We start from the raw sequence: 19,134 nt of genomic DNA on the forward strand, positions 1-19,134 counted from the left end.
GGGCCTACCCCCTCACCTTGAATAATTCGATGACGTGCTCGACGCCACTATCAATCGGTGCCGTAACGAACGACGGGAACAATCCGATTAAGATAATGCACGCTGTCAGTACCATAATCGGCACGGCTTCGACAAGCCTTGCATCCTTTAAGCCTGCATAGCGCTCATCTCTCGGACCATAAGAGATAGCCAGTACCCCGCGAAGCACATATACACTACTTAAAATAATGCCAAGCGCTGCGAGTATGGCAGCCCACTTCATCGTTTCGAACAGCCCAAGCAAGGAGAGAAGCTCCGCTACGAATCCGGACAAGCCTGGCAAACCAAGCGAAGCCAAGCCTGACAACAGAAGAATACCGCATAAGAACGGCATGCTCTTTGCTAAGCCACCCAACTCGTCGATTCTCGTAGTTCCCGTTCTTTCTAACAATGCACCAACAAGCAGGAAGAACAGCGCCGAGATGAATCCATGCGATACCATCTGTACTACAGCACCCTGCAGCCCGATATCATTCATTGCCGCAATACCAAGCAGGACGAAGCCCATATGGCTAATACTCGAGTAAGCCAAAATTAATCTAAATTCCTTTTGTACAAAGGCGAGTATAGCCCCATATAGCACGTTGATAACGCCTAGCACAGCCAGAAGCACTGACCATGTTGCAGTCTCATGCGGAAGCAAGGCAGTTCCGAACTGTACAAGCCCGTATGCCCCCATCTTCAGCAATATTCCGGAGTGCAGCATGACAACTGGTGCCGGAGCTTCTGCGTGCACACGCAGCATCCAGGTATGGAATGGAAATATCGGGAGCTTTACGCCAAAAGCAACAATAAGTAAGAAAAAGACAAAGGTTCGCATACTTTCGGACAAGTATACCCCGCTCTGCTCCTGATTGATAAATGATGCTGCATCGTTAATGTTTTTCAAAATGACATCAAGATTGCCGGAATACACGTAATGGCCATTGATAGCCATATCCGGGTTAGGTGCAAAGCCTGCAGTCACCGTCAATATAATGAAAGCCACCAAGAGAAGCGCGGATCCGAGACCATTGTACAGCAGGAATTGGTTTGCGGCCTTCTCGCGATGCATATAGCCCCAAATTCCAATAAGGAAATAAGTCGGCACCAGTGTCCATTCAAAGAACATGAAAAATAAGAACAGATCGCGTGCCATAAAGACGCCAAGCATACCGACTTCAAGCAGCAGGAATAGAATAAAATACGACTTCCAGCGCTTCTTCACGTATAGGGATGCAAATGCTGCCATTGAAGCTACGATCGTTGTCATTACAACGAGTGGAAGCGATAGCGAATCAATTGATAAATGATACTGTATCGTGAATGCCCATGAGCTCAGTCCCTCAATCAATTCGGAATTGAGCGGGATGGAAATCCATGAATGTTGCTCCACCAAGCTCTTGCCTTGTTCCAGCGCATCATAATTGCCATAAATGACAAGCGCCAGCAAAAGCGGCACGAATGTCGTCACAATGCCCGTTACTTGAATCGAACGTGTTCGTTCTTGGGGAATGCACAATAATACGATTACCCCAAGCAAAGGCGAGAAGGTCAGCAGCGTTAGCAGCGGCATCGAAGAAAGAACATTCAGCATCTACCAGAACCTCCTTCCAAGTGCCAGTACGAGCAGAATCATTCCGACAAAGCCAAACAGGGACACTAATCCATAGGTTTGAAGCTGGCCACTTTGCAATCGCAGCGACGTTCTGCCGATACCGACCGTAAACCATGTGACCAAGCGAACCAAGCCATCAATGATCCATTTATCAATCGCCTTTAGGAATAGCCCTATGCCAGTAAGAGAACGTACAAATACAATGTGATACAGTTCATCCACATAATATTTGTTGGCAAGCAAACGATAGAGCGGTGCTGCCGTTTGCTCGAGCGTATCTTGACGCTTGCGGCCAGGGCCGTACATAACATAACCAAGTCCAATACCCAATACACCGATAAGCGCCGATACTATCATCACCATCACATTCGCGTGTTCAGCCGCTTCCTCCCCAGTCAACCATGAGCCGAAACTGCCGCCAAACGGAGTGTTAATGAAACCAGCAACGATAGCCAGTATACTGAGCACGATCAAAGGCATCGTCATGGATAATGGTGATTCATGAACCTTGGATGCATCGCTATCTGCCGATGTCTCACCTGTAAATACAAGGAAAAACAAACGTGCCATATAAAATGCAGTAAAGAATGCAGCTATTACACCAACAATAAATAATAGCCAATTATTTTGCTCCCAAGCTGCTGTCAAGATCGCATCCTTGGACCAAAAGCCGGACAATGGAGGAATACCGGACAGAGCCAGTGCTCCAATACCGAATGTCCAAGCGGTAACCTTCATGTTGCGGCCAATGCCGCCCATCTTGAAAATATCCTGTGTATGTACAGCATGAATGACGCTACCCGCTCCAAGGAACAGAAGCGCCTTGAAAAAGGCGTGCGTAAACAAGTGGAACATACCTGCCGTTACCGCTCCGAGACCGAGCGCCATCATCATGTAGCCAAGCTGGCTAACCGTCGAGTATGCCAGAATACGCTTCAAGTCTCGCTGCGCGATTGCAATCGTTGCTGCGAAGATCGCTGTAAAGCCCCCCACACTTGCAACAATCGTCATCGCCGTAGGAGACATGTGGAAAATATCAAATGTCCGTGCAACCAGATACACACCTGCTGCTACCATCGTAGCCGCATGGATAAGAGCTGAGATCGGTGTCGGCCCTTCCATCGCATCCGGAAGCCATGTATGCAGCGGGAACTGACCCGACTTACCTACCGCCCCAACAAATATGAGAGACGCAATCCAAGTCGTCAGGCCGGCAGAAATGCCGCTCTGTGCTAGCGAATCTGCATTGCTGAACACATTGCTTATGGATGTAAAATCAAGCGCGTGGTTTGGCATATGCCAGAACAGAAGCAGCAGCGCAATGAATAAACCAACATCCCCTATCCGTGTGACGATAAACGCCTTCTTTGCGGCCGCACGTGCAGCCGGGCGCTCATACCAGAACCCAACGAGCAGGAATGAGCACACACCAACAAGCTCCCAAAAGATATAGAGCTGCAGCAGATTTGGAGACAGTACAAGCCCCAACATCGAGCTGGTAAAAAGCGCAATGTACGCATAGAACACCGTTTGCCGCTCATCACCATGCATATACCCTTTGGAATATATATTTACTAGCAAACTGACCAGCGTCACAATGACGAGCATAAGTGCGTTCAAGTTCGTTACATCGAATCCAAACTCTAGACGAAAGTCACCAAAGCGAATCCAATCGAAGCTTCGGGTGTAGTCTTCCATCGTGCTGGACACCCGCTCCCATAAGAGGAGCGCAGACAGTACGAACGCAGCAAGAGAGCTGATGACGCCGAGCAGAACGGCTGCGCCTTTCATCTGACGGCCAAATGCCGTCAGCATGAGGAACGCGAGCAGCGGAATGACCGGGATAGCCCATGCGAATTGCGAAAAGACGGATTCCATTGTCGTATCCTCCCTACCGATTATCTCTTCAAGTCGTCAAATTCGTCCACGTTGGCCGTTCCGCGATTCCGGTACAACGCGATAAGGATGGCGACACCGATTGCCGCTTCCGCAGCTGCAATCGCAATTGTAAAGAGAGAGAAAATTTGCCCCTTCAGGCTCGGTACGACCCCGTATTTCGAAAAGGCAATCAAATTCAGGTTCGCTGCATTAAGCATTAGCTCAATGGATAACAGTACGATAACCGCGTTGCGCTTGGTAAGTACCCCATATAAACCGATGCAGAACAAAATAGCGGCAAGTGTCAGAAAGGAAGCAAGCATCGTGCTCAAGATTCATCCGCCTCCTTTTTAGCTAGCACGATCGCCCCGATAAAGGCGACCGTCAGCAGAACCGACAGCAGCTCGAACGGAATGACATGCTCCGTAAACATCTGTTTCCCGATATTCAGCGTATTGTCCTGTGCAAGTTCAGCATCTTGGTGCACTGGGAATTCAGAGCTGCGAATGGAGAAGAACAACACTCCGAACAATGCAATACAGCCGATTGCTGCCAGCGTTTCCTTCCACGGCTTAACAAATGCCTCATCCTGCTTATCGTGCCGGGTCATCATAATACCAAATATCATTAGAATTGATATGGCGCCCGTATAGACGAGCACCTGCACGAAAGCAACAAACTCGGCATCAAGCAAAATATACATTCCTGCCAGTCCTAAGAAGGAAAAGGCAATGGATATCACCATATGTACAACCTTTGAAAAATTGAGCATCAACACAGCACCAGAAATAATGCAGATAGCCAGCACGAAGAAGACAACTGTCTCCCCTGTCCATTCCAAGGAAAAGTTAAACACTTTTCTTCGCGCCCCCCTTCGGCATGGCGGAGTTGTTCTCTTGACGAATGTTGACATTGTTGTCGTTCAGCCAATTCAAATTTTTGAACAGATCATCACGGCTGTATGTCGCCAATTCAAAATTGTTCGTCATGACTATCGCTTCAGTCGGACATACTTCCGTGCATAGATCACACAAAATGCAAATTTCAAAGTTAATATCGTATGTGTCGATCACTTTGCCCTTCTTCTCCGGATCCGGATTCGGTTTACCTATCAACGAAATGCATTCCGTTGGACAGATACGGGCACATTGATTGCATACGATACACTTATCAGGATCGAAATGCTGTATGCCGCGAAACCGATCGGGCATCTCTAGCGGAACATCCGGGTATTTGTAGGTGACCTTCTTCGACGTCATCGCCTTCCAAGTAACCCCCAGACCCTTCAACAGTCCTTTCACGGATCTCACCCCTAGCCTATTTGTTGAAAATTTCGATGTATATCGCCGTCAAGAAGACGTTAAGCAGGGCAAGCGGCAGCAGCACCTTCCACCCAAAGCCCATCAATTGATCCACGCGTATGCGAGGCATCGTTGCACGTAGCCAGAATAGGAAGAAGACGCAGAACGAGAATTTCAGGATGAACCACAGCAGCCCCGGTATGAAGTCGAGGAACGGGAGCGGTGGATGCCAGCCGCCTAAAAACAAGACCGTCGTCAGTGCTGAAAGTGCGAATACATACACATATTCCGCCAACATGAAGAAGGCGAATCGGAAACCGCTATATTCAACGTGGTAACCCGCAACAAGCTCTGATTCTGCCTCAGGCAAATCAAATGGGGTACGATTCAACTCAGATACCCCAGCGATAATAAAGACAATGAATCCGATGATTTGCGGGATAAAGTTCCATTCCCAAAAATAGTTGCCTTGCCCTTCTACTATGGTACGCAAGCTGAGCGATCCGTTCAACATGATAATACCAGCTACTGAAATAACGAGAGGTATTTCATAGCTTATCATTTGCGCCGCTGAGCGCATACCGCCGAGCAGAGAGTATTTGTTGTTGGACGCCCATCCTCCTAAAATAATACCAATCGTAGAGATGCTGGACAATGCAGCATAATATAACAATCCGACATTCAGATCGGCAAAGCCTAAGTTAGCGGCATAAGGAATTGTCGCTATAACGGCAAATGCCGGTACATACGTGATGACTGGAGCCATGATGAATAGTGCTTTATCAGCCTTGCGAGGTATTGTGTCTTCCTTAAGCAGTAGTTTCAAAATATCAGCAACCGTCTGCAGCAATCCAAGCGGACCTACTCGTGTAGGGCCATGACGCAGCTGCATCCAGCCTATGACTTTGCGTTCGAAGTAAATCGCATAGGTTACGAAGCCTAGGACAACGAGTAGAAGAACAACTCCCCATGCGATGAAAATTAGTCCATTCTGCCACGTGAGTGTTTGATTCAACAAGTCCCCCACTAGCAATCCACCTCCCCGACGACGATGTCAATCCCGCCCAATATGGTAATCAGGTTCGTCATCGTTTCGCCTACGAGCAGCTTCGGCAGTATTTGCAAATTCACAAAAGACGGACGGCGGAACTTCAGCCGGAATGGCTCCGCCTTGCCCTTAGATACGATGTAGCAGCCAATTTCTCCGCGCGGCGATTCGATCCGTGCATATACCTCACCCGCAGGCGGCCGTATGACACGAGGGACTTTGCCCATTGTTTCTCCTTCGCTCGGAAATTGCTCTACAGCCTGCTCCAGAATACGCAAGCTCTGCTTCAGCTCTTCCAGACGGATGACATAGCGATCATAGCAATCTCCTACTTTGCCCAGCGGGACATCGAATTCAAAGCGATCATACAGGCTGTAAGGCTCATTTTTGCGCAAATCCCAGTTTACGCCCGTACAGCGCAGATTGGCGCCGCTAAGCCCATAGGCGATCGCGGTCTCTGCATCGTAAGTGCCGACTCCCTTAATACGGGATAAAAATATTTCATTGCCACTTACGAGCCGATCGTATTCATCCATGCGCTTTTTCATATAAGGCAGAAACTCACGTACTTTATCGATCCAGCCCGGAGGAGCATCCCACTTCACCCCGCCGACACGCATATAGTTGTACGTAAGTCTAGCACCGCACAATTCATTGAATAGATCGATGATGATCTCACGATCACGGAATGCGTACAGGAATGGGCTCATCGCACCGATATCAAGCAAATACGTGCCCCACCACACAAGATGACTGGCTACACGCTGAAGCTCCATCACGATAAGACGCATAAATTCGGCCTTTTCAGGAATCTCCAATTGCATCATCTTCTCTACCGCATGAACCAGTACATAATTGTTCGTCATGGCAGAGACATAATCCATACGGTCTGTATAAGGAATAATCTGTGTATAATTCAAGCTTTCCGCAAGCTTCTCCGTACCGCGATGCAGGTAACCCATTACTGGAGTTGCTTCCGTAATGACCTCACCGTCCAGCTTGACGACGATGCGGAATACACCGTGCGTACTCGGGTGCTGCGGCCCAACATTAAGCAGCAATTCTTCTGTGCGAATCACGGGTGGTTACACCTCCGAATCTAACGGCACATAATCTTTGCGCAGCGGGTGTCCAACCCAATCATCCGGCATCATGATGCGGCGCAAGTCGGGATGTCCCGGAAAATCAATGCCCAGCAAATCGTATACTTCACGCTCATTCCAGTCCGCTGTTGGCCATATTGGCGTTACCGATGCGATGGAAGGCGCCTCGCGATCTGTCTTAACACGAACAGCAACCTCTGCTCTCGTGTTCAAATTAATGAGGTGATAGATGACTTCTAAATGTGACTCCTGGTCGGTGCCGGATAAATTACGCAAATAGTCACATGACCAATCTCTGTGCTTACGAAGGAGATCGGCAGCCGCTAACCAATGTTCATTTTTTACCGTTACCGTAGGCAAATGATCGTTCATCTCATTGATAAAGGCTTCCTCAACCGCTTCTTCTGCGATTTCCGTCTTCAGCAAGGCAACGAGCTGATCAAGGACAGGCTGCTTGGGTGAAGGCTCTTTCGGCTTAGGCGGTTCTTCATCTGCCTTTACCCGAGGAGCGCGTGCAGGCCGTTCTGGTTTCTCAGCGGCATCACCAGCACCTTCTTCTCTCACGCGCGCTCGTGGTGGACGCGCTGCTGCAGGTTCTGCTCCTGTAGAAGCTTCTCCGCCGCCTTCTGCCGACTTCGCTCGCGCTGCTCGCGCCTCAGCAGCCGCCTGCATTCGTGCTGCCTTCTCTCCTTCCGTCAATGGCGCACGCTTCGGCTTCTCTGTTTCCGCTGTGACGGAAACCTCCTTCGTAGCGTCGGTATGGCCTTCGGTTTCAGCAGCCGTAGGAACGGGCTTCGATTCCAGTTGTATGTCTTGTTCCTTCTGGACTTCTTTTTTCTCATCAGTCTTTTCAGTCTCCAGCTTCTGCTCTGGTGCTGTAGGATCAGGCTTCACACCCGAAGCAGCCTGATCTGGCGATTGAGATTCTTGAATCTGCTCACTAGCCTGCTTTTCTAACTTTTCTTCAAATACAGAATCTTTTGCATCCGGGTTGGATTCATGGCCTGTTGCTGTACTCGAGATTGAGTCTGTATCCGACACTTGCTTCTCATGTTGTTCAGAGGGTAGTTCTCCTGCAGTCTTGTCCTTCTCTTGCTCCTCACTCATCGATTTGTCACCCGCTTTCCGGTTTTCGCCTCATAGCGGATCTTTTCTTGAAGCTTGTTGATTCCATAAATTAGTGCTGCAGGATTTGGCGGACAGCCCGGGATATAGACATCCACCGGTACAATCTGATCCACACCCTTCACCACAGCATAAGACTTGACATATGGCCCTCCGGCAGTAGCGCAGGAACCCATCGCTATAACCCATTTCGGCTCCGGCATTTGATCGTAAAGTCTGCGAAGCAATGGTCCCATCTTCTTCGTAACGGTACCTGCTACAATCATTACGTCTGATTGACGGGGCGAAGTGCGAAAAATAACGCCGAAGCGATCCAGATCGTAATGGGAAGCCCCAGTGCCCATCATTTCGATTGCGCAGCAGGCAAGACCGAACGTAAGCGGCCACAATGAATTGCTTCGGGCCCATGCCTTCAATTGTTCAAGCGTGCCAAAGAACACATTGCGTTCCAACTCTTGCCGTTCTTCCGGCGTAATTGATTCTAAAGTGAGTCCCATTGAAGCACCTTCTTTTTCCAGGCATAAATTAGTCCAACCAACAGCAATCCGACGAAAATTAACATTTCGACAAGTGCAAACAACCCTAGCTGATTGTATGCAACCGCCCATGGGTACAAGAAAACGGTTTCGACATCAAAAATGACAAACATGAGTGCAAACAAATAGTACCGTACGTTGAATCGGACTTGTCCGACACCAACAGGCTCGTTACCGCTTTCATAAGTCGTTTGCTTCATGTCTGTCGGCTTCTTCGGCCTAAGCCATCTCCCTACCGTCAGTGCGACAACCGGCAATAAAATACCGAGTGCAATAAAAATGGCCACAATGACGTAATTGTTGATGTACTGTTCCAAAGGTCATCCCCCTCCGCCGCAGCATCTGCCATTTTGCAAAAAAATAGAGAATTTTGTAATAAACCCGCCACAATTATAACAAAACCTACCAACCCCGTCTATGCAATTCCTGCCACCTTTTGTACATCTTTTCGAAAGTTGTTCGGTTTTGGTTATATACATATTCACATAAGGAGGACGATAGAAGATGACTAGTGAATGTTTTATGAACATCAGGAATGGATAAAAAGAGAGGAATATCGCACTGGAGGCCAAAAAAGGACAAAAAAAGAGAGCTGCGATCCGGTCACAGCTCACGGAGGATGAGGAAACTACCTACAATTAACCAACCTACTGAAAATCAAAAGAACCAAGAAGAAGGATATTTCACTTGGTGTGAATGTTCAAGAAGTAGCCTTCCCGAACGTACACTTGATGAGGTTAACTTGATAACCTCCACCTGAGAATGATTATCAATATTAACTGTCTTTATTATAAACAGACCCCTTACATGCGTCAAGCAATAAAATGATATTTTCTAAAATATTTTGTGGTTTCATTGCGATGTGTGAAAAATGGTTTTGAACTCTGCAGCCTGTTCAGTTTACAATATCCATACATCGGATCATACAACAAGGGGTTGAACGACTTATGACACAACCGATGATTTGGATCGTCGGCGCCGGTTGCGGCATCGGACTTGGCATTGCCAAGTCATTTGGACAGCGTGGTTACCTTCCGATTCTCATTACAAGAGATACGGAGACGCTTGAACAAATGAAAGACATTCTGCACGACATGAATATCGAAGCGACTGGCACTGTCGCACTTACTAGCGACGAAACTGCCCTTCGTAAAGCACTGATAGCACTAGAATCCGAACACGGTACACCCGAGGTCGTCATATATAACGCATCTGCTCATGCACCTGGGCTTCCATCTGAAGTGCAGCCTTCTGATATGATTGAAGACTTCAAGGTGAATGTTGTCGGGGCGCTTACGACTGCTCAGTGCGTTCTCCCGGGCATGAAGACTCGAGGCACAGGCTCTTACCTACTGACTGGCGGGGGACAAGCACTGCACCCTACAGCAGCACTAGCATCGCTTGGCATTGGAAAGTCTGGTCTGCGCAGTCTAGCTTACAGCCTGCATGATGAGTTTAAGCAGTGCGGTTTATACGCCGGTACATTGACCGTCTGCGGCTTTGTTCAGCCTAATACCTCCTTTGACCCGCAATTGGTCGGTGAAGCCTTCTACAGCATGCATACGAAGCGTTCTGAAGCTGAGGTTATGTTAAAGCCATAATTTATATTCTTATGAAAAAAAGAGCTGTTCCACCAACCCGAGAGGTTCTGGAACAGCTCTTCTTCTATTTATATTACCATTCTTTTTGTGAGACTTTAATCCGCGTCACGGCGCGTTGGAGCGACAATTCCGCACGACGGAAGTCCAGGGAATCCTGCTTGCTCCGTGCAGCCATCGCCAGACGTTGCTCCGCCCGGGCCTTGGCTGCCTTGGCACGTTCCACATCGATGTCTTCCGGCATTTCCGCGCTTTCTGCCAGTACAACGACTTTGTCTTTACGTACTTCGACAAATCCGCCATGTACCGCAATCCAATGCTCCTTGCCGCCTTCCTTGATCTTCATCGGACCAATACGAAGCGGCGTAACCATTGGAATATGGTTCGCCAAAATACCGAGATCTCCTTCGACGCCCTTGACGCTAATCATGTCCACCTGCTGTTCGAACACTTTGTGCTCCGGTGTAACGATTTCCAACAAAAAGGTGCTCAACTGAGGTTTCCTCCTTCCGTTCTGTCCTTGCCTTAGCAACAGACAGCCCGTTTCACGTCAAGCCGCTTACAGCGTCTTTGCTTTTTCCACAGCTTCTTCGATCGTACCAACGTACAAGAAAGCTGCTTCTGGAAGGTCGTCATGCTTGCCGTCCAGGATTTCCTTGAAGCTGCGTACTGTTTCTTTAACAGGCACGTACTTACCGCTAATGCCTGTAAATTGTTCCGCAACGTGGAACGGTTGGGACAAGAAGCGTTGAATTTTGCGCGCACGCGCAACCGTCAACTTATCTTCTTCGGATAACTCGTCCATACCAAGGATTGCGATAATATCTTGAAGTTCTTTATAGCGCTGCAAGAGGCGTTTAACGCCTTGTGCGACATGATAGTGCTCTTCGCCTACAATATCTGGTGCCAAGATTCGGGATGAGGATGCAAGCGGATCAACCGCAGGGAAGATACCCATCTCGGAAATTTTACGCTCCAAGTTCGTCGTTGCATCCAAGTGTGCAAACGTCGTAGCTGGAGCCGGGTCTGTGTAGTCATCCGCAGGAACGTAGATTGCCTGGATGGATGTAACAGAACCTTTTTTCGTAGAAGTAATCCGTTCTTGCAACTGACCCATTTCTGTAGCCAATGTAGGTTGGTAACCTACCGCGGAAGGCATGCGGCCGAGCAAGGCGGATACTTCGGAACCCGCTTGTGTAAAGCGGAAAATGTTATCGATGAACAAGAGAACGTCCTTGCCTTCTTCATCACGGAAATGTTCAGCCATAGTCAGACCCGTCAAAGCAACACGCAAACGTGCTCCTGGAGGCTCGTTCATCTGACCGAAAACCATCGCCGTTTTGCTGATAACGCCGGATTCTCTCATTTCATGGTACAAGTCATTACCTTCGCGCGTACGCTCGCCGACACCCGCAAATACGGAAATACCGCCGTGCTCCTGCGCGATGTTGTTGATCAGCTCTTGGATCGTTACCGTCTTACCTACGCCGGCACCGCCGAACAGTCCGATCTTACCGCCCTTCACATACGGAGCCAGCAAGTCGATAACTTTGATCCCTGTTTCGAGAATTTCCGCTTGCGTGGAAAGTTCGTCGAATTTAGGAGCTTCTTTATGAATCGGGCTAACTGTTTCTTTTACAACGTCGCCCGCATTATCAATTGCTTCTCCAAGCACGTTGAATACACGACCCAACGTCGCTTCGCCTACCGGTACTGTAATTGGAGCGCCAAGATCTGTCGCTTCCATGCCGCGAATCAAGCCGTCTGTAGAAGACATCGCAACGCAGCGAACTACGTTGTCACCCAAGTGAACCGATGCTTCCAACGTCAAGTTGATGTCAGGCGCGCCGGCAGTTGTCGACTTCTGCTCAATCTTGATCGCGTTCAAAATTTCAGGCAGTTGTCCACGTTCGAACTCAATGTCGACAACCGGACCCATTACGCTAATCACGCGTCCTTTACTCATCTCGTTCCCTCCTACTGTCAAACATGCATTTCCGATTAAGCCTGAGCGTTTGCCCCTGCTACGATTTCCGAAATTTCCTGCGTAATCGCCGCTTGGCGTGCACGGTTGTACACAAGCGTCAGCGAGCTGATCATCTTCGTTGCGTTCTTCGTCGCATTACCCATCGCGGTCATCTGCGCACCGAACTCACTTGCCTTCGCATCGAGGAGCGCACTGTAAATGAGTGTCTCTGCATACTTCGGCAACAATTGCCCGAGCACTTCTTCAGCAGAAGGCTCATATTCATACGATGTTACTGGTCCGTTAAACGCTTCATCATCAAGCGGCAAGAGTTTTTTCTCTACCGGCACCTGTGTGATTGCGTTCACGAATTCGTTATAAAACAGAATCAGTTCATCATACTTGTGCTCTTCGAAATATTTCACGGCGTTGTATGCGATAGACTTAATATCTGCAAATGTAGGCGTATCCGGCAACTCCGTAACAGCCTCCACGATATTAAATCCTCTCCTGCGGAAGTAATCACGACCCTTGCGTCCGATGACGAATAATACGATATCATCCTTCGTCAGCTTGTTTTCCTGCATCGTCACCATGACCTTACGAAGCACGTTGGCATTGTAGCCGCCCTTCAAGCCACCGTCGGACGTGATAACAAGATATCCTGTCTTCTTCACAGGACGCTTCTCTAGCATCGGGTGGGAAATCCCTTGCGTACCAGCCGCAATGCTGGAGACGACCTCCTTCAGCTTATCCGCATAAGGACGAGCTGCCTCAGCCTTCGATTGTGCGCGGCGAAGCTTCGCCGCACCAACCATCTCCATTGCCTTCGTGATCTGCTTCGTGCTCTGCACGCTCTTGATCTGGCGCTTAATCTCGAGAATTCCTTTAGCCACTTCCATCTCACCTGCCTTTAGCGCTTTGCGCAGGGCAAAGCGGACTTCTTCGAATGCGCACCGGGAGCCCTGAGGCTTCCGGGCTGCAGTCAACTTCTATCTATTACACTGACACGGCGAAGCTCTTTTTGAATTTCGTTACCGCTTCAACCAGTGCGTCTTCGTTTTCTTTTACCAGATCTTTCGTATCGCGGATCGATTGGTAGATGCTGTCTTGGTTACTTGCCAAGTAAGCATGGAATTCATTCTCGAAGCGTTGAATATCTTGCACCGGAATATCATCCAGGTGCCCCCTCGTCGCTATATACAAGCTGACAACTTGCTTCTCTACCGGAAGCGGCTGGTTGACACCTTGCTTCAGAATTTCCATCAAGCGCTCACCACGGTTCAAGCGAGCAAGCGTTGATTTATCCAAATCGGATCCGAATTGGGAGAAGGCTTGCAATTCACGATATTGTGCCAAATCGAGACGAAGTGTACCTGCTACCTTCTTCATCGCCTTGATCTGTGCGGAACCACCGACACGAGATACGGAAATACCTACGTTAATCGCTGGACGTTGACCGGAATAGAACAAGTCAGCTTCCAAGAAAATTTGACCGTCGGTAATCGAGATTACGTTAGTCGGAATATAAGCCGATACGTCAGATGCTTGAGTTTCGATAAATGGCAATGCGGTCAAGGAACCGCCGCCTTTCTCGTCGCTCAGCTTCGCAGCGCGCTCCAGCAAGCGGGAGTGCAAGTAGAATACGTCACCAGGATATGCCTCACGGCCTGGAGGACGGCGAAGGAGCAAGGACAATTCGCGGTAAGCCGCGGCTTGCTTCGACAAGTCATCATAGATCACGAGCACGTGCTCGCCTTTGTACATGAAGTACTCACCCATGGAGACGCCTGCATATGGAGCCAAGAACAGAAGCGGTGCTGGCTCAGATGCCGATGCTGTTACCACGATTGTGTACTCCAATGCGCCATGACGACGAAGTGTTTCTACAACTTGTGCAACTGTAGATTGCTTTTGACCGATTGCGACGTAAATACATTTCACGCCGTTGCCTTTTTGGTTAATGATCGTATCGATCGCGATCGTTGTCTTACCTGTTTGACGGTCGCCGATGATCAGCTCGCGCTGACCGCGGCCGATTGGTACCATCGAGTCAATCGCTTTAATACCTGTTTGCATTGGCTCATGTACCGATTTACGGTCGATAACGCCTGGTGCATTGGATTCGACTGGACGGAACTCCGTCGTAGCGATTGGACCTTTGCCGTCTACTGGCTGGCCGAGTGGATTGACAACGCGGCCAAGCAGCGCTTCACCGACAGGAACTTCCATGATGCGTCCTGTGCGTTTCACTTGGTCACCTTCGCGAATGTCTTTGTAAGGTCCAAGAATTACGATACCGACGTTATTCTCCTCCAAGTTGAGGGCCATACCCATAACGCCGTTAGAGAATTCGAGCAACTCGCCGGACATACATTGCTCTAGTCCGTGTACACGGGCAATACCGTCACCAACATTAATGACCGTACCGACTTCCGCCACTTCGATTTCCGATTTATATTGTTCGATTTGACTTTTAATCAGTGTACTGATTTCATCAGGTCTGATGCTCAACTCGCTTCACCCCATTCTTCCGTGCTAAATAGTTGATGAGTGTTCAAAAACGGACTTCTTGAACATTCTCGATAAGAATTACTGCGCTTGCAATTTCAATGATCTATTTAGGCGTTCCAACTTGCCGGACAAGCTGCCGTCATACAGGTGATCCCGAATGCGGACTTGCAAGCCTCCGATTACGGATGCGTCAACAACGTTATGAACGCGAATCGTCTTGCCTAGTTTCTGACCGAATTCAGCAGCAACAGCTTCCTTCTCCGATTCATCAAGCGGATAAGCGGATGTCACTGTTGCATCCAGGATGCCGAGCGCTTCACCAGCAATGCGTACATAGCTGTCTGCTATCTCGCGCAGTGCGTCAATACGTCCACGTTCGATAAGCAGCTGAACCATGTTGAGCAAAATATCAGACACATGACCGTCCAGTACTTTGCCAAGTACAGCGGACTTCTCGGCATGACCGATATTCGGCGACGTCAGAATAAGGTACAATTCATGATTGGCTTTCACCAATTCCGCAGTTTCCTTCAACTGCTGTTCCGTTTCCGAGACCAGTTGACGCTCCTGAGCAAGTTCGAACAACGCTTTGGCATAACGCTTGGCGATTACGATGTTCTGGCTCATTGTTTGCCTCCTACCTCTTTCAGGTATTGGCCGACCAATTGCTCTTGATCTTTCTCGTCAACTTGCTTCTCCAAGATCTTCGATGCGATTGCTACGGACATGTTGCCCACTTCTTCGCGAAGAGCTGCAACTGCCTTGTTCTTCTCGCTCTCGATATCGCGAGCTGCTTCTTCCTTCAGACGAACAGCCTCGCTCTTCGCGCCGCCGATAATCTCGTCTGCTTGACGAACGCTCGTTTGTTTCGCTTGCTCGATGATGTCGTACGCATCTTTGCGCGCTGTAGCAAGAGCTTCCTTCTGTTCTTCTACGTATACTTGTGCCTGTGAACGGCTATTCGCCGCTTCATCCAATTGCTGCTGCACGAGCTCGCGGCGTTTCTCCATCACGTCGAACAATGGTCCGAACGCGTACTTTTGAAGTAAGAAATATAGGATTAAGAAAGCAAGGATCGCCCACACGAAATTTTCCCAAACAAAACTCACTACAGTCACTCCTTTCCGTTAACATGACGTGCTAACAAAACGAAGGCGCGGATGGCATCGGCCTTCCCCGCCAAACCGTTTGTCTATTCATTAAGAGAACATTGCCAAGAACGCGATAACTGTAGCTGCGAGTGGAATAACCTCGACGATACCAACACCGATAAACATTGTCGTTTGCAACATGTTACGAGCTTCTGGTTGACGTGCAATCGACTCAACTGTGCGGCTAACGATCATACCGTTACCAAGACCTGCGCCCAAAGCGCCCAAACCTACTGCAATTGCTGCTGCTAACATACCCATTAGAAAAGTCCTCCTCAAAATTCATGTATTTATTGAATTGCTTTGTTTATATGTCTCACCCGAAGTTGCCCATAATCAGTATGGGACTCGGCAGAGTTTGTTAATGTTCTTCATGTACAGATGCCTGCGCGATGTATACCATTGTCAACATCGTAAAGATGAAGGCTTGGAGCGCGCCGATAAATATACTGAAGCCTTGCCATGCCGCGAGGAACGGTAGACCGAATACCCCTGCTCCAATGAGTGTGGATATCAGTACCTCACCCGCGAAAATGTTCGCGTACAACCGGATACCAAGCGCAATTGGCTTCGCCAAGTTCTCCACGATGTTCAGTGGAAGAAAGATTGGGAATGGCTCAACGTAGTGCTTCAAGTAGTGCTTCCGATTGTTCTTGAGGCCTAGGAAGTTCACGATAACGAAGACCATGAACGCCAGACCGAATGTTACGGATACGTCAGCCGTTGGCGACTTATACCACAACAAATGGACGTGTTCAGGTTTACCCTTAGCTGCAAGTTCGTCAAATGCCGCCTGACTAGTTGCTACAATCTCGTGACCGAAGATAGACACCGGATGATGCGCTTCGGTAATGATTGCGAATGGCAAACCTAGTACGTTGGATACGAAAATAAACAAGATAAGCGTCATCCCTAATGAGATGAATGCCTTGCCCTTCTTCAGCGGCATCGCACTACCGATAATGCCTTGTACGAACTCCACAACCCACTCCAAGAAATTCTGCATCTTGGAAGGCTTTTCAACCGAAAGATTGCGAACAGCGAGCCGGGCAATAATAAAGGTAATGATTCCGCTAAGGAGTAGCGTGAAGATGATGGACAAATCCAAGTGCAGTCCCATAACCTCGATAATCGGTGCTGAGTGCATAAATGTGTTCACCCCTTTCCAATAGACTGCTTACGCTTTCTTTCTGCTTGCCCAAATTATACTTACGAAAATCGACAATAACTGAGTAATAAAAAATCCGACAATTGTCGCCACAAGGGATATGTGCTGTTCGAACTTAATGGCGAACATGACTGCCAAGAGTACAATGCACATACGAGTTACAAATCCAAAGCTGTACCGTCTCTTCTCCTGGCTAGCAGCCATCTCTGCAATCTGTCTAACTTTGATAGACAAATAGTGAGCATAGACAAGCCCTGCCGTTGTTCCTAATATCAATCCGGCAGTGTATGGCCGATATTCCGGCGCTGCTGCCCAACCAAGTAGGAACGCCGACAGCAAGAGGAACGTCACTCTCGTAACGGCACGAACCATGGAAGTCATATCATTCATTTTGTTCCCCCATGAACTTCTTTACTAAGTAGATGATGTTGACGATGCCAAGGCACAGCCCGACAATACTTCCGACTCCCATCCAGAGCTTGGACCCATCCAAAGCATTGGCAATCCACTTCCCCGCGTAAAAGCCTAAGAGTATATACAAGGCAAGCAAGACACCCGCTCCACTGATGGAGAGGGCAACCAGCCATAGGCGATCGTTACGATTCGACATTTTCATAGCCTATAATTCCCATTCATTTTACTTAAATTTACGAGTCTTTGTCAATTGATAAAAACCGCGTAACAACAAGGATGAAAACGATACACATTCGCTTTCAAAGCTCCGAAAATCCGCGTAAACCGTACAGTATCACTGTATGCTGGTGCCTTCCCTCATAGAAGAGTGCCATCTATCAATTTGTGAACTTTGTGTGAAAAGGTTCAGGACGTTCTTCCAGAACTCCAAAACTGTGAAGAATCGCACTGACGATCCGCTGCGACGCTTTGCCATCGCCGTATGGATTTGCAGCCTTGCTCATCCGTGCATACGTCGTTTCATCCGACAGGAGCGCCTTCGCTCGCGCATATACTTTCTCCTCATCCGTGCCGACCAATTCCAGCGTGCCTGCGTCGATTCCTTCCGGTCGTTCGGTAGTTTCGCGGAGGACGAGCACAGGTATGCCAAATGACGGCGCTTCCTCCTGAAGACCGCCTGAATCGGTAAGGATGAGGTGCGTGTGTGGATAGAAATTGTGAAGGTCTACCACGTCAAGCGGGTCAATCAGCTTAATGCGCGGATGATCTCCCAGCATCTCATGAGCCGGTTCACGTACAGCCGGACTTGGATGAACCGGATATACGATCGCAATATCTTCGAATTCGTCCGCAATGCGGCGAACGGCACGGAAAATGTTACGGTGCGGCTCTCCCTGTGATTCGCGGCGATGTGCAGTCATCAATACAAGCCGCTTGCCTTGCGCCCAATCGAGCACCTCATGCTTGTAATCGGATCGTACTGTATATTGAAACACATCTGTAACCGTGTTGCCTGTGACAAATATCGATGCATCTTGCTTATTTTCTTTACGCAAATTGCTAGCCGACCAATCGGTAGGCGCAAAGTGCAAATCAGCCAAAACGCCTGTCAATTGACGGTTCATTTCTTCTGGAAACGGAGAAAGCTTGTTCCATGTACGAAGTCCCGCCTCCACGTGCCCTACCTTAATCTGCTGCATGAATGCCGCGTAGCTGGCAAGGAACGTCGTCAATGTGTCACCATGTACAAGTACAATATCTGGCTTCGCTTCTTGCAAAACAGGCTCCAGTCCCTGAAGGACACGCACAGAAATATCATTTAGCGTCTGGCGAGCCTGCATAATATCCAGATCATAATCTGGTTTAATATTGAACACATCGAGCACCTGGTCCAACATCTGACGATGTTGGGCCGTGACGCATACGATGGATTCGATGTGTTCCGGATGCTTCTGTAATTCCAAAATGAGCGGCGCCATCTTGATTGCTTCTGGACGTACACCGAACACCGTCATTACTTTCACTTTGGACATAGTCTTATCCTCCGTCTTTCTTCTTGCATAATAGTCAATACATTGTTTGCTCTAAAATCATTTTTTTGACTTCAAAAAGATACTTTTCAGCACCGAGAAGGTTGCAAGAACTCGAAGCCGAGCTTCCGAAGCGAGTTTTGCTGAACAAAACTTGTAAGGAGCAG

22 protein-coding genes are annotated in these 19,134 nt (G+C 48.7%); 1 reads left to right on the forward strand and 21 read right to left on the reverse strand.

Annotated elements, in window-relative coordinates; genetic code table 11:
- Positions 1–4 precede the first annotated feature (4 nt).
- The 10 genes from ACQ5BJ_RS17370 to ACQ5BJ_RS17415 are packed head-to-tail and all read right to left on the reverse strand — an operon-like array spanning position 5 to position 8,944.
- Entirely contained in the window at positions 5–1,615 is a 1,611-nt protein-coding gene (locus ACQ5BJ_RS17370) for a complex I subunit 4 family protein (protein ID WP_005544801.1), read from the reverse strand.
- Positions 1,616–3,514, reverse strand: a complete 1,899-nt coding sequence (gene nuoL / locus ACQ5BJ_RS17375; protein WP_262866485.1) for an NADH-quinone oxidoreductase subunit L — start codon at positions 3,512–3,514, stop codon at positions 1,616–1,618. It lies immediately after the preceding gene.
- A gap of 20 nt (positions 3,515–3,534) precedes the next feature.
- Entirely contained in the window at positions 3,535–3,846 is a 312-nt protein-coding gene (gene nuoK / locus ACQ5BJ_RS17380) for an NADH-quinone oxidoreductase subunit NuoK (RefSeq protein ID WP_021257164.1), read from the reverse strand.
- Complete coding sequence (locus ACQ5BJ_RS17385; protein WP_005544805.1) at positions 3,843–4,370, reverse strand: NADH-quinone oxidoreductase subunit J; 528 nt, start codon at positions 4,368–4,370, stop codon at positions 3,843–3,845. The genes nuoK and ACQ5BJ_RS17385 overlap by 4 nt, the downstream gene beginning before the upstream one ends.
- Positions 4,363–4,815 (reverse strand): NADH-quinone oxidoreductase subunit NuoI, encoded by a 453-nt coding sequence (nuoI, locus tag ACQ5BJ_RS17390; RefSeq protein WP_005544806.1) that lies wholly within the window; start codon positions 4,813–4,815, stop codon positions 4,363–4,365. The genes ACQ5BJ_RS17385 and nuoI overlap by 8 nt, the downstream gene beginning before the upstream one ends.
- A gap of 16 nt (positions 4,816–4,831) precedes the next feature.
- Positions 4,832–5,842 (reverse strand): NADH-quinone oxidoreductase subunit NuoH, encoded by a 1,011-nt coding sequence (gene nuoH / locus ACQ5BJ_RS17395; RefSeq protein WP_005544807.1) that lies wholly within the window; start codon positions 5,840–5,842, stop codon positions 4,832–4,834.
- Positions 5,842–6,942 carry an NADH-quinone oxidoreductase subunit D gene (locus ACQ5BJ_RS17400; protein WP_005544808.1) on the reverse strand — a complete coding sequence of 367 codons (1,101 nt, stop codon included), beginning with the start codon at positions 6,940–6,942 and terminating at the stop codon, positions 5,842–5,844. The genes nuoH and ACQ5BJ_RS17400 overlap by 1 nt, the downstream gene beginning before the upstream one ends.
- 6 nt (positions 6,943–6,948) lie before the next feature.
- A complete protein-coding gene (locus ACQ5BJ_RS17405; RefSeq protein WP_430111712.1) occupies positions 6,949–8,073 on the reverse strand; it encodes an NADH-quinone oxidoreductase subunit C in 1,125 nt (374 codons plus the stop codon).
- Positions 8,070–8,588, reverse strand: a complete 519-nt coding sequence (locus ACQ5BJ_RS17410; RefSeq protein WP_005544815.1) for a NuoB/complex I 20 kDa subunit family protein — start codon at positions 8,586–8,588, stop codon at positions 8,070–8,072. The genes ACQ5BJ_RS17405 and ACQ5BJ_RS17410 overlap by 4 nt, the downstream gene beginning before the upstream one ends.
- Positions 8,573–8,944, reverse strand: coding sequence for an NADH-quinone oxidoreductase subunit A (locus ACQ5BJ_RS17415; protein WP_005544817.1), 372 nt, complete (start codon positions 8,942–8,944; stop codon positions 8,573–8,575). The genes ACQ5BJ_RS17410 and ACQ5BJ_RS17415 overlap by 16 nt, the downstream gene beginning before the upstream one ends.
- Before the next feature lie 630 nt (positions 8,945–9,574).
- Here ACQ5BJ_RS17415 and ACQ5BJ_RS17420 point away from each other — a divergent pair.
- Positions 9,575–10,228, forward strand: coding sequence for an SDR family NAD(P)-dependent oxidoreductase (locus ACQ5BJ_RS17420; protein WP_430111715.1), 654 nt, complete (start codon positions 9,575–9,577; stop codon positions 10,226–10,228).
- Positions 10,229–10,301: 73 nt separating this feature from the next.
- Here ACQ5BJ_RS17420 and ACQ5BJ_RS17425 read toward each other — a convergent pair whose 3' ends face one another.
- The 11 genes from ACQ5BJ_RS17425 to wecB form a co-directional block, all read right to left on the reverse strand.
- The gene (locus ACQ5BJ_RS17425; RefSeq protein WP_005544821.1) at positions 10,302–10,718 is read right to left on the reverse strand and encodes a F0F1 ATP synthase subunit epsilon; all 417 of its coding nucleotides are present in this window, start codon (positions 10,716–10,718) and stop codon (positions 10,302–10,304) included.
- A 66-nt stretch (positions 10,719–10,784) separates the two neighbouring features.
- Entirely contained in the window at positions 10,785–12,191 is a 1,407-nt protein-coding gene (gene atpD / locus ACQ5BJ_RS17430; RefSeq protein WP_163978466.1) for a F0F1 ATP synthase subunit beta, read from the reverse strand.
- Positions 12,192–12,226: 35 nt separating this feature from the next.
- On the reverse strand, positions 12,227–13,087 hold the full coding sequence (gene atpG, locus ACQ5BJ_RS17435; RefSeq protein WP_040735686.1) for an ATP synthase F1 subunit gamma: 861 nt from the start codon (positions 13,085–13,087) through the stop codon (positions 12,227–12,229).
- A 103-nt stretch (positions 13,088–13,190) separates the two neighbouring features.
- Entirely contained in the window at positions 13,191–14,705 is a 1,515-nt protein-coding gene (gene atpA / locus ACQ5BJ_RS17440; RefSeq protein ID WP_005544827.1) for a F0F1 ATP synthase subunit alpha, read from the reverse strand.
- A gap of 78 nt (positions 14,706–14,783) precedes the next feature.
- Positions 14,784–15,332: a F0F1 ATP synthase subunit delta gene (locus ACQ5BJ_RS17445; protein WP_005544829.1), complete on the reverse strand. Its 549-nt coding sequence runs from the start codon at positions 15,330–15,332 to the stop codon at positions 14,784–14,786.
- Positions 15,329–15,814, reverse strand: coding sequence for a F0F1 ATP synthase subunit B (atpF, locus tag ACQ5BJ_RS17450; protein WP_005544831.1), 486 nt, complete (start codon positions 15,812–15,814; stop codon positions 15,329–15,331). The genes ACQ5BJ_RS17445 and atpF overlap by 4 nt, the downstream gene beginning before the upstream one ends.
- Before the next feature lie 90 nt (positions 15,815–15,904).
- The gene (gene atpE, locus ACQ5BJ_RS17455; protein WP_005544835.1) at positions 15,905–16,117 is read right to left on the reverse strand and encodes a F0F1 ATP synthase subunit C; all 213 of its coding nucleotides are present in this window, start codon (positions 16,115–16,117) and stop codon (positions 15,905–15,907) included.
- A 100-nt stretch (positions 16,118–16,217) separates the two neighbouring features.
- The gene (gene atpB, locus ACQ5BJ_RS17460; RefSeq protein WP_005544837.1) at positions 16,218–17,003 is read right to left on the reverse strand and encodes a F0F1 ATP synthase subunit A; all 786 of its coding nucleotides are present in this window, start codon (positions 17,001–17,003) and stop codon (positions 16,218–16,220) included.
- Between the two features lie 30 nt (positions 17,004–17,033).
- Positions 17,034–17,414 carry an ATP synthase subunit I gene (locus tag ACQ5BJ_RS17465; protein ID WP_005544840.1) on the reverse strand — a complete coding sequence of 127 codons (381 nt, stop codon included), beginning with the start codon at positions 17,412–17,414 and terminating at the stop codon, positions 17,034–17,036.
- Entirely contained in the window at positions 17,407–17,640 is a 234-nt protein-coding gene (locus tag ACQ5BJ_RS17470; RefSeq protein WP_005544842.1) for an AtpZ/AtpI family protein, read from the reverse strand. Before ACQ5BJ_RS17470 ends, ACQ5BJ_RS17465 begins: the two co-directional genes overlap by 8 nt.
- A 175-nt stretch (positions 17,641–17,815) precedes the next feature.
- Entirely contained in the window at positions 17,816–18,970 is a 1,155-nt protein-coding gene (wecB, locus tag ACQ5BJ_RS17475; RefSeq protein WP_005544844.1) for a non-hydrolyzing UDP-N-acetylglucosamine 2-epimerase, read from the reverse strand.
- Positions 18,971–19,134 lie beyond the last annotated feature (164 nt).

Origin of the sequence: Paenibacillus sp. B1-35 (assembly GCF_050474385.1) — a bacterium.
GTDB lineage: Bacteria > Bacillota > Bacilli > Paenibacillales > Paenibacillaceae > Paenibacillus_B > Paenibacillus_B alvei.

Coding starts and splice junctions, on each gene's coding strand:
- ACQ5BJ_RS17370 (WP_005544801.1), bottom strand. CDS start 1,615: ATGCTGAATGTTCTTTCTTCGATGCCGCTGCTAACGCTGCTGACCTTC.
- nuoL (WP_262866485.1), bottom strand. CDS start 3,514: ATGGAATCCGTCTTTTCGCAATTCGCATGGGCTATCCCGGTCATTCCG.
- ACQ5BJ_RS17405 (WP_430111712.1), bottom strand. CDS start 8,073: ATGAGTGAGGAGCAAGAGAAGGACAAGACTGCAGGAGAACTACCCTCT.
- ACQ5BJ_RS17410 (WP_005544815.1), bottom strand. CDS start 8,588: ATGGGACTCACTTTAGAATCAATTACGCCGGAAGAACGGCAAGAGTTG.
- ACQ5BJ_RS17420 (WP_430111715.1), top strand. CDS start 9,575: ATGACACAACCGATGATTTGGATCGTCGGCGCCGGTTGCGGCATCGGA.
- atpD (WP_163978466.1), bottom strand. CDS start 12,191: ATGAGTAAAGGACGCGTGATTAGCGTAATGGGTCCGGTTGTCGACATT.
- ACQ5BJ_RS17445 (WP_005544829.1), bottom strand. CDS start 15,332: ATGAGCCAGAACATCGTAATCGCCAAGCGTTATGCCAAAGCGTTGTTC.
- atpE (WP_005544835.1), bottom strand. CDS start 16,117: ATGGGTATGTTAGCAGCAGCAATTGCAGTAGGTTTGGGCGCTTTGGGC.
- atpB (WP_005544837.1), bottom strand. CDS start 17,003: ATGCACTCAGCACCGATTATCGAGGTTATGGGACTGCACTTGGATTTG.
- ACQ5BJ_RS17465 (WP_005544840.1), bottom strand. CDS start 17,414: ATGAATGATATGACTTCCATGGTTCGTGCCGTTACGAGAGTGACGTTC.
- ACQ5BJ_RS17470 (WP_005544842.1), bottom strand. CDS start 17,640: ATGAAAATGTCGAATCGTAACGATCGCCTATGGCTGGTTGCCCTCTCC.
- wecB (WP_005544844.1), bottom strand. CDS start 18,970: ATGTCCAAAGTGAAAGTAATGACGGTGTTCGGTGTACGTCCAGAAGCA.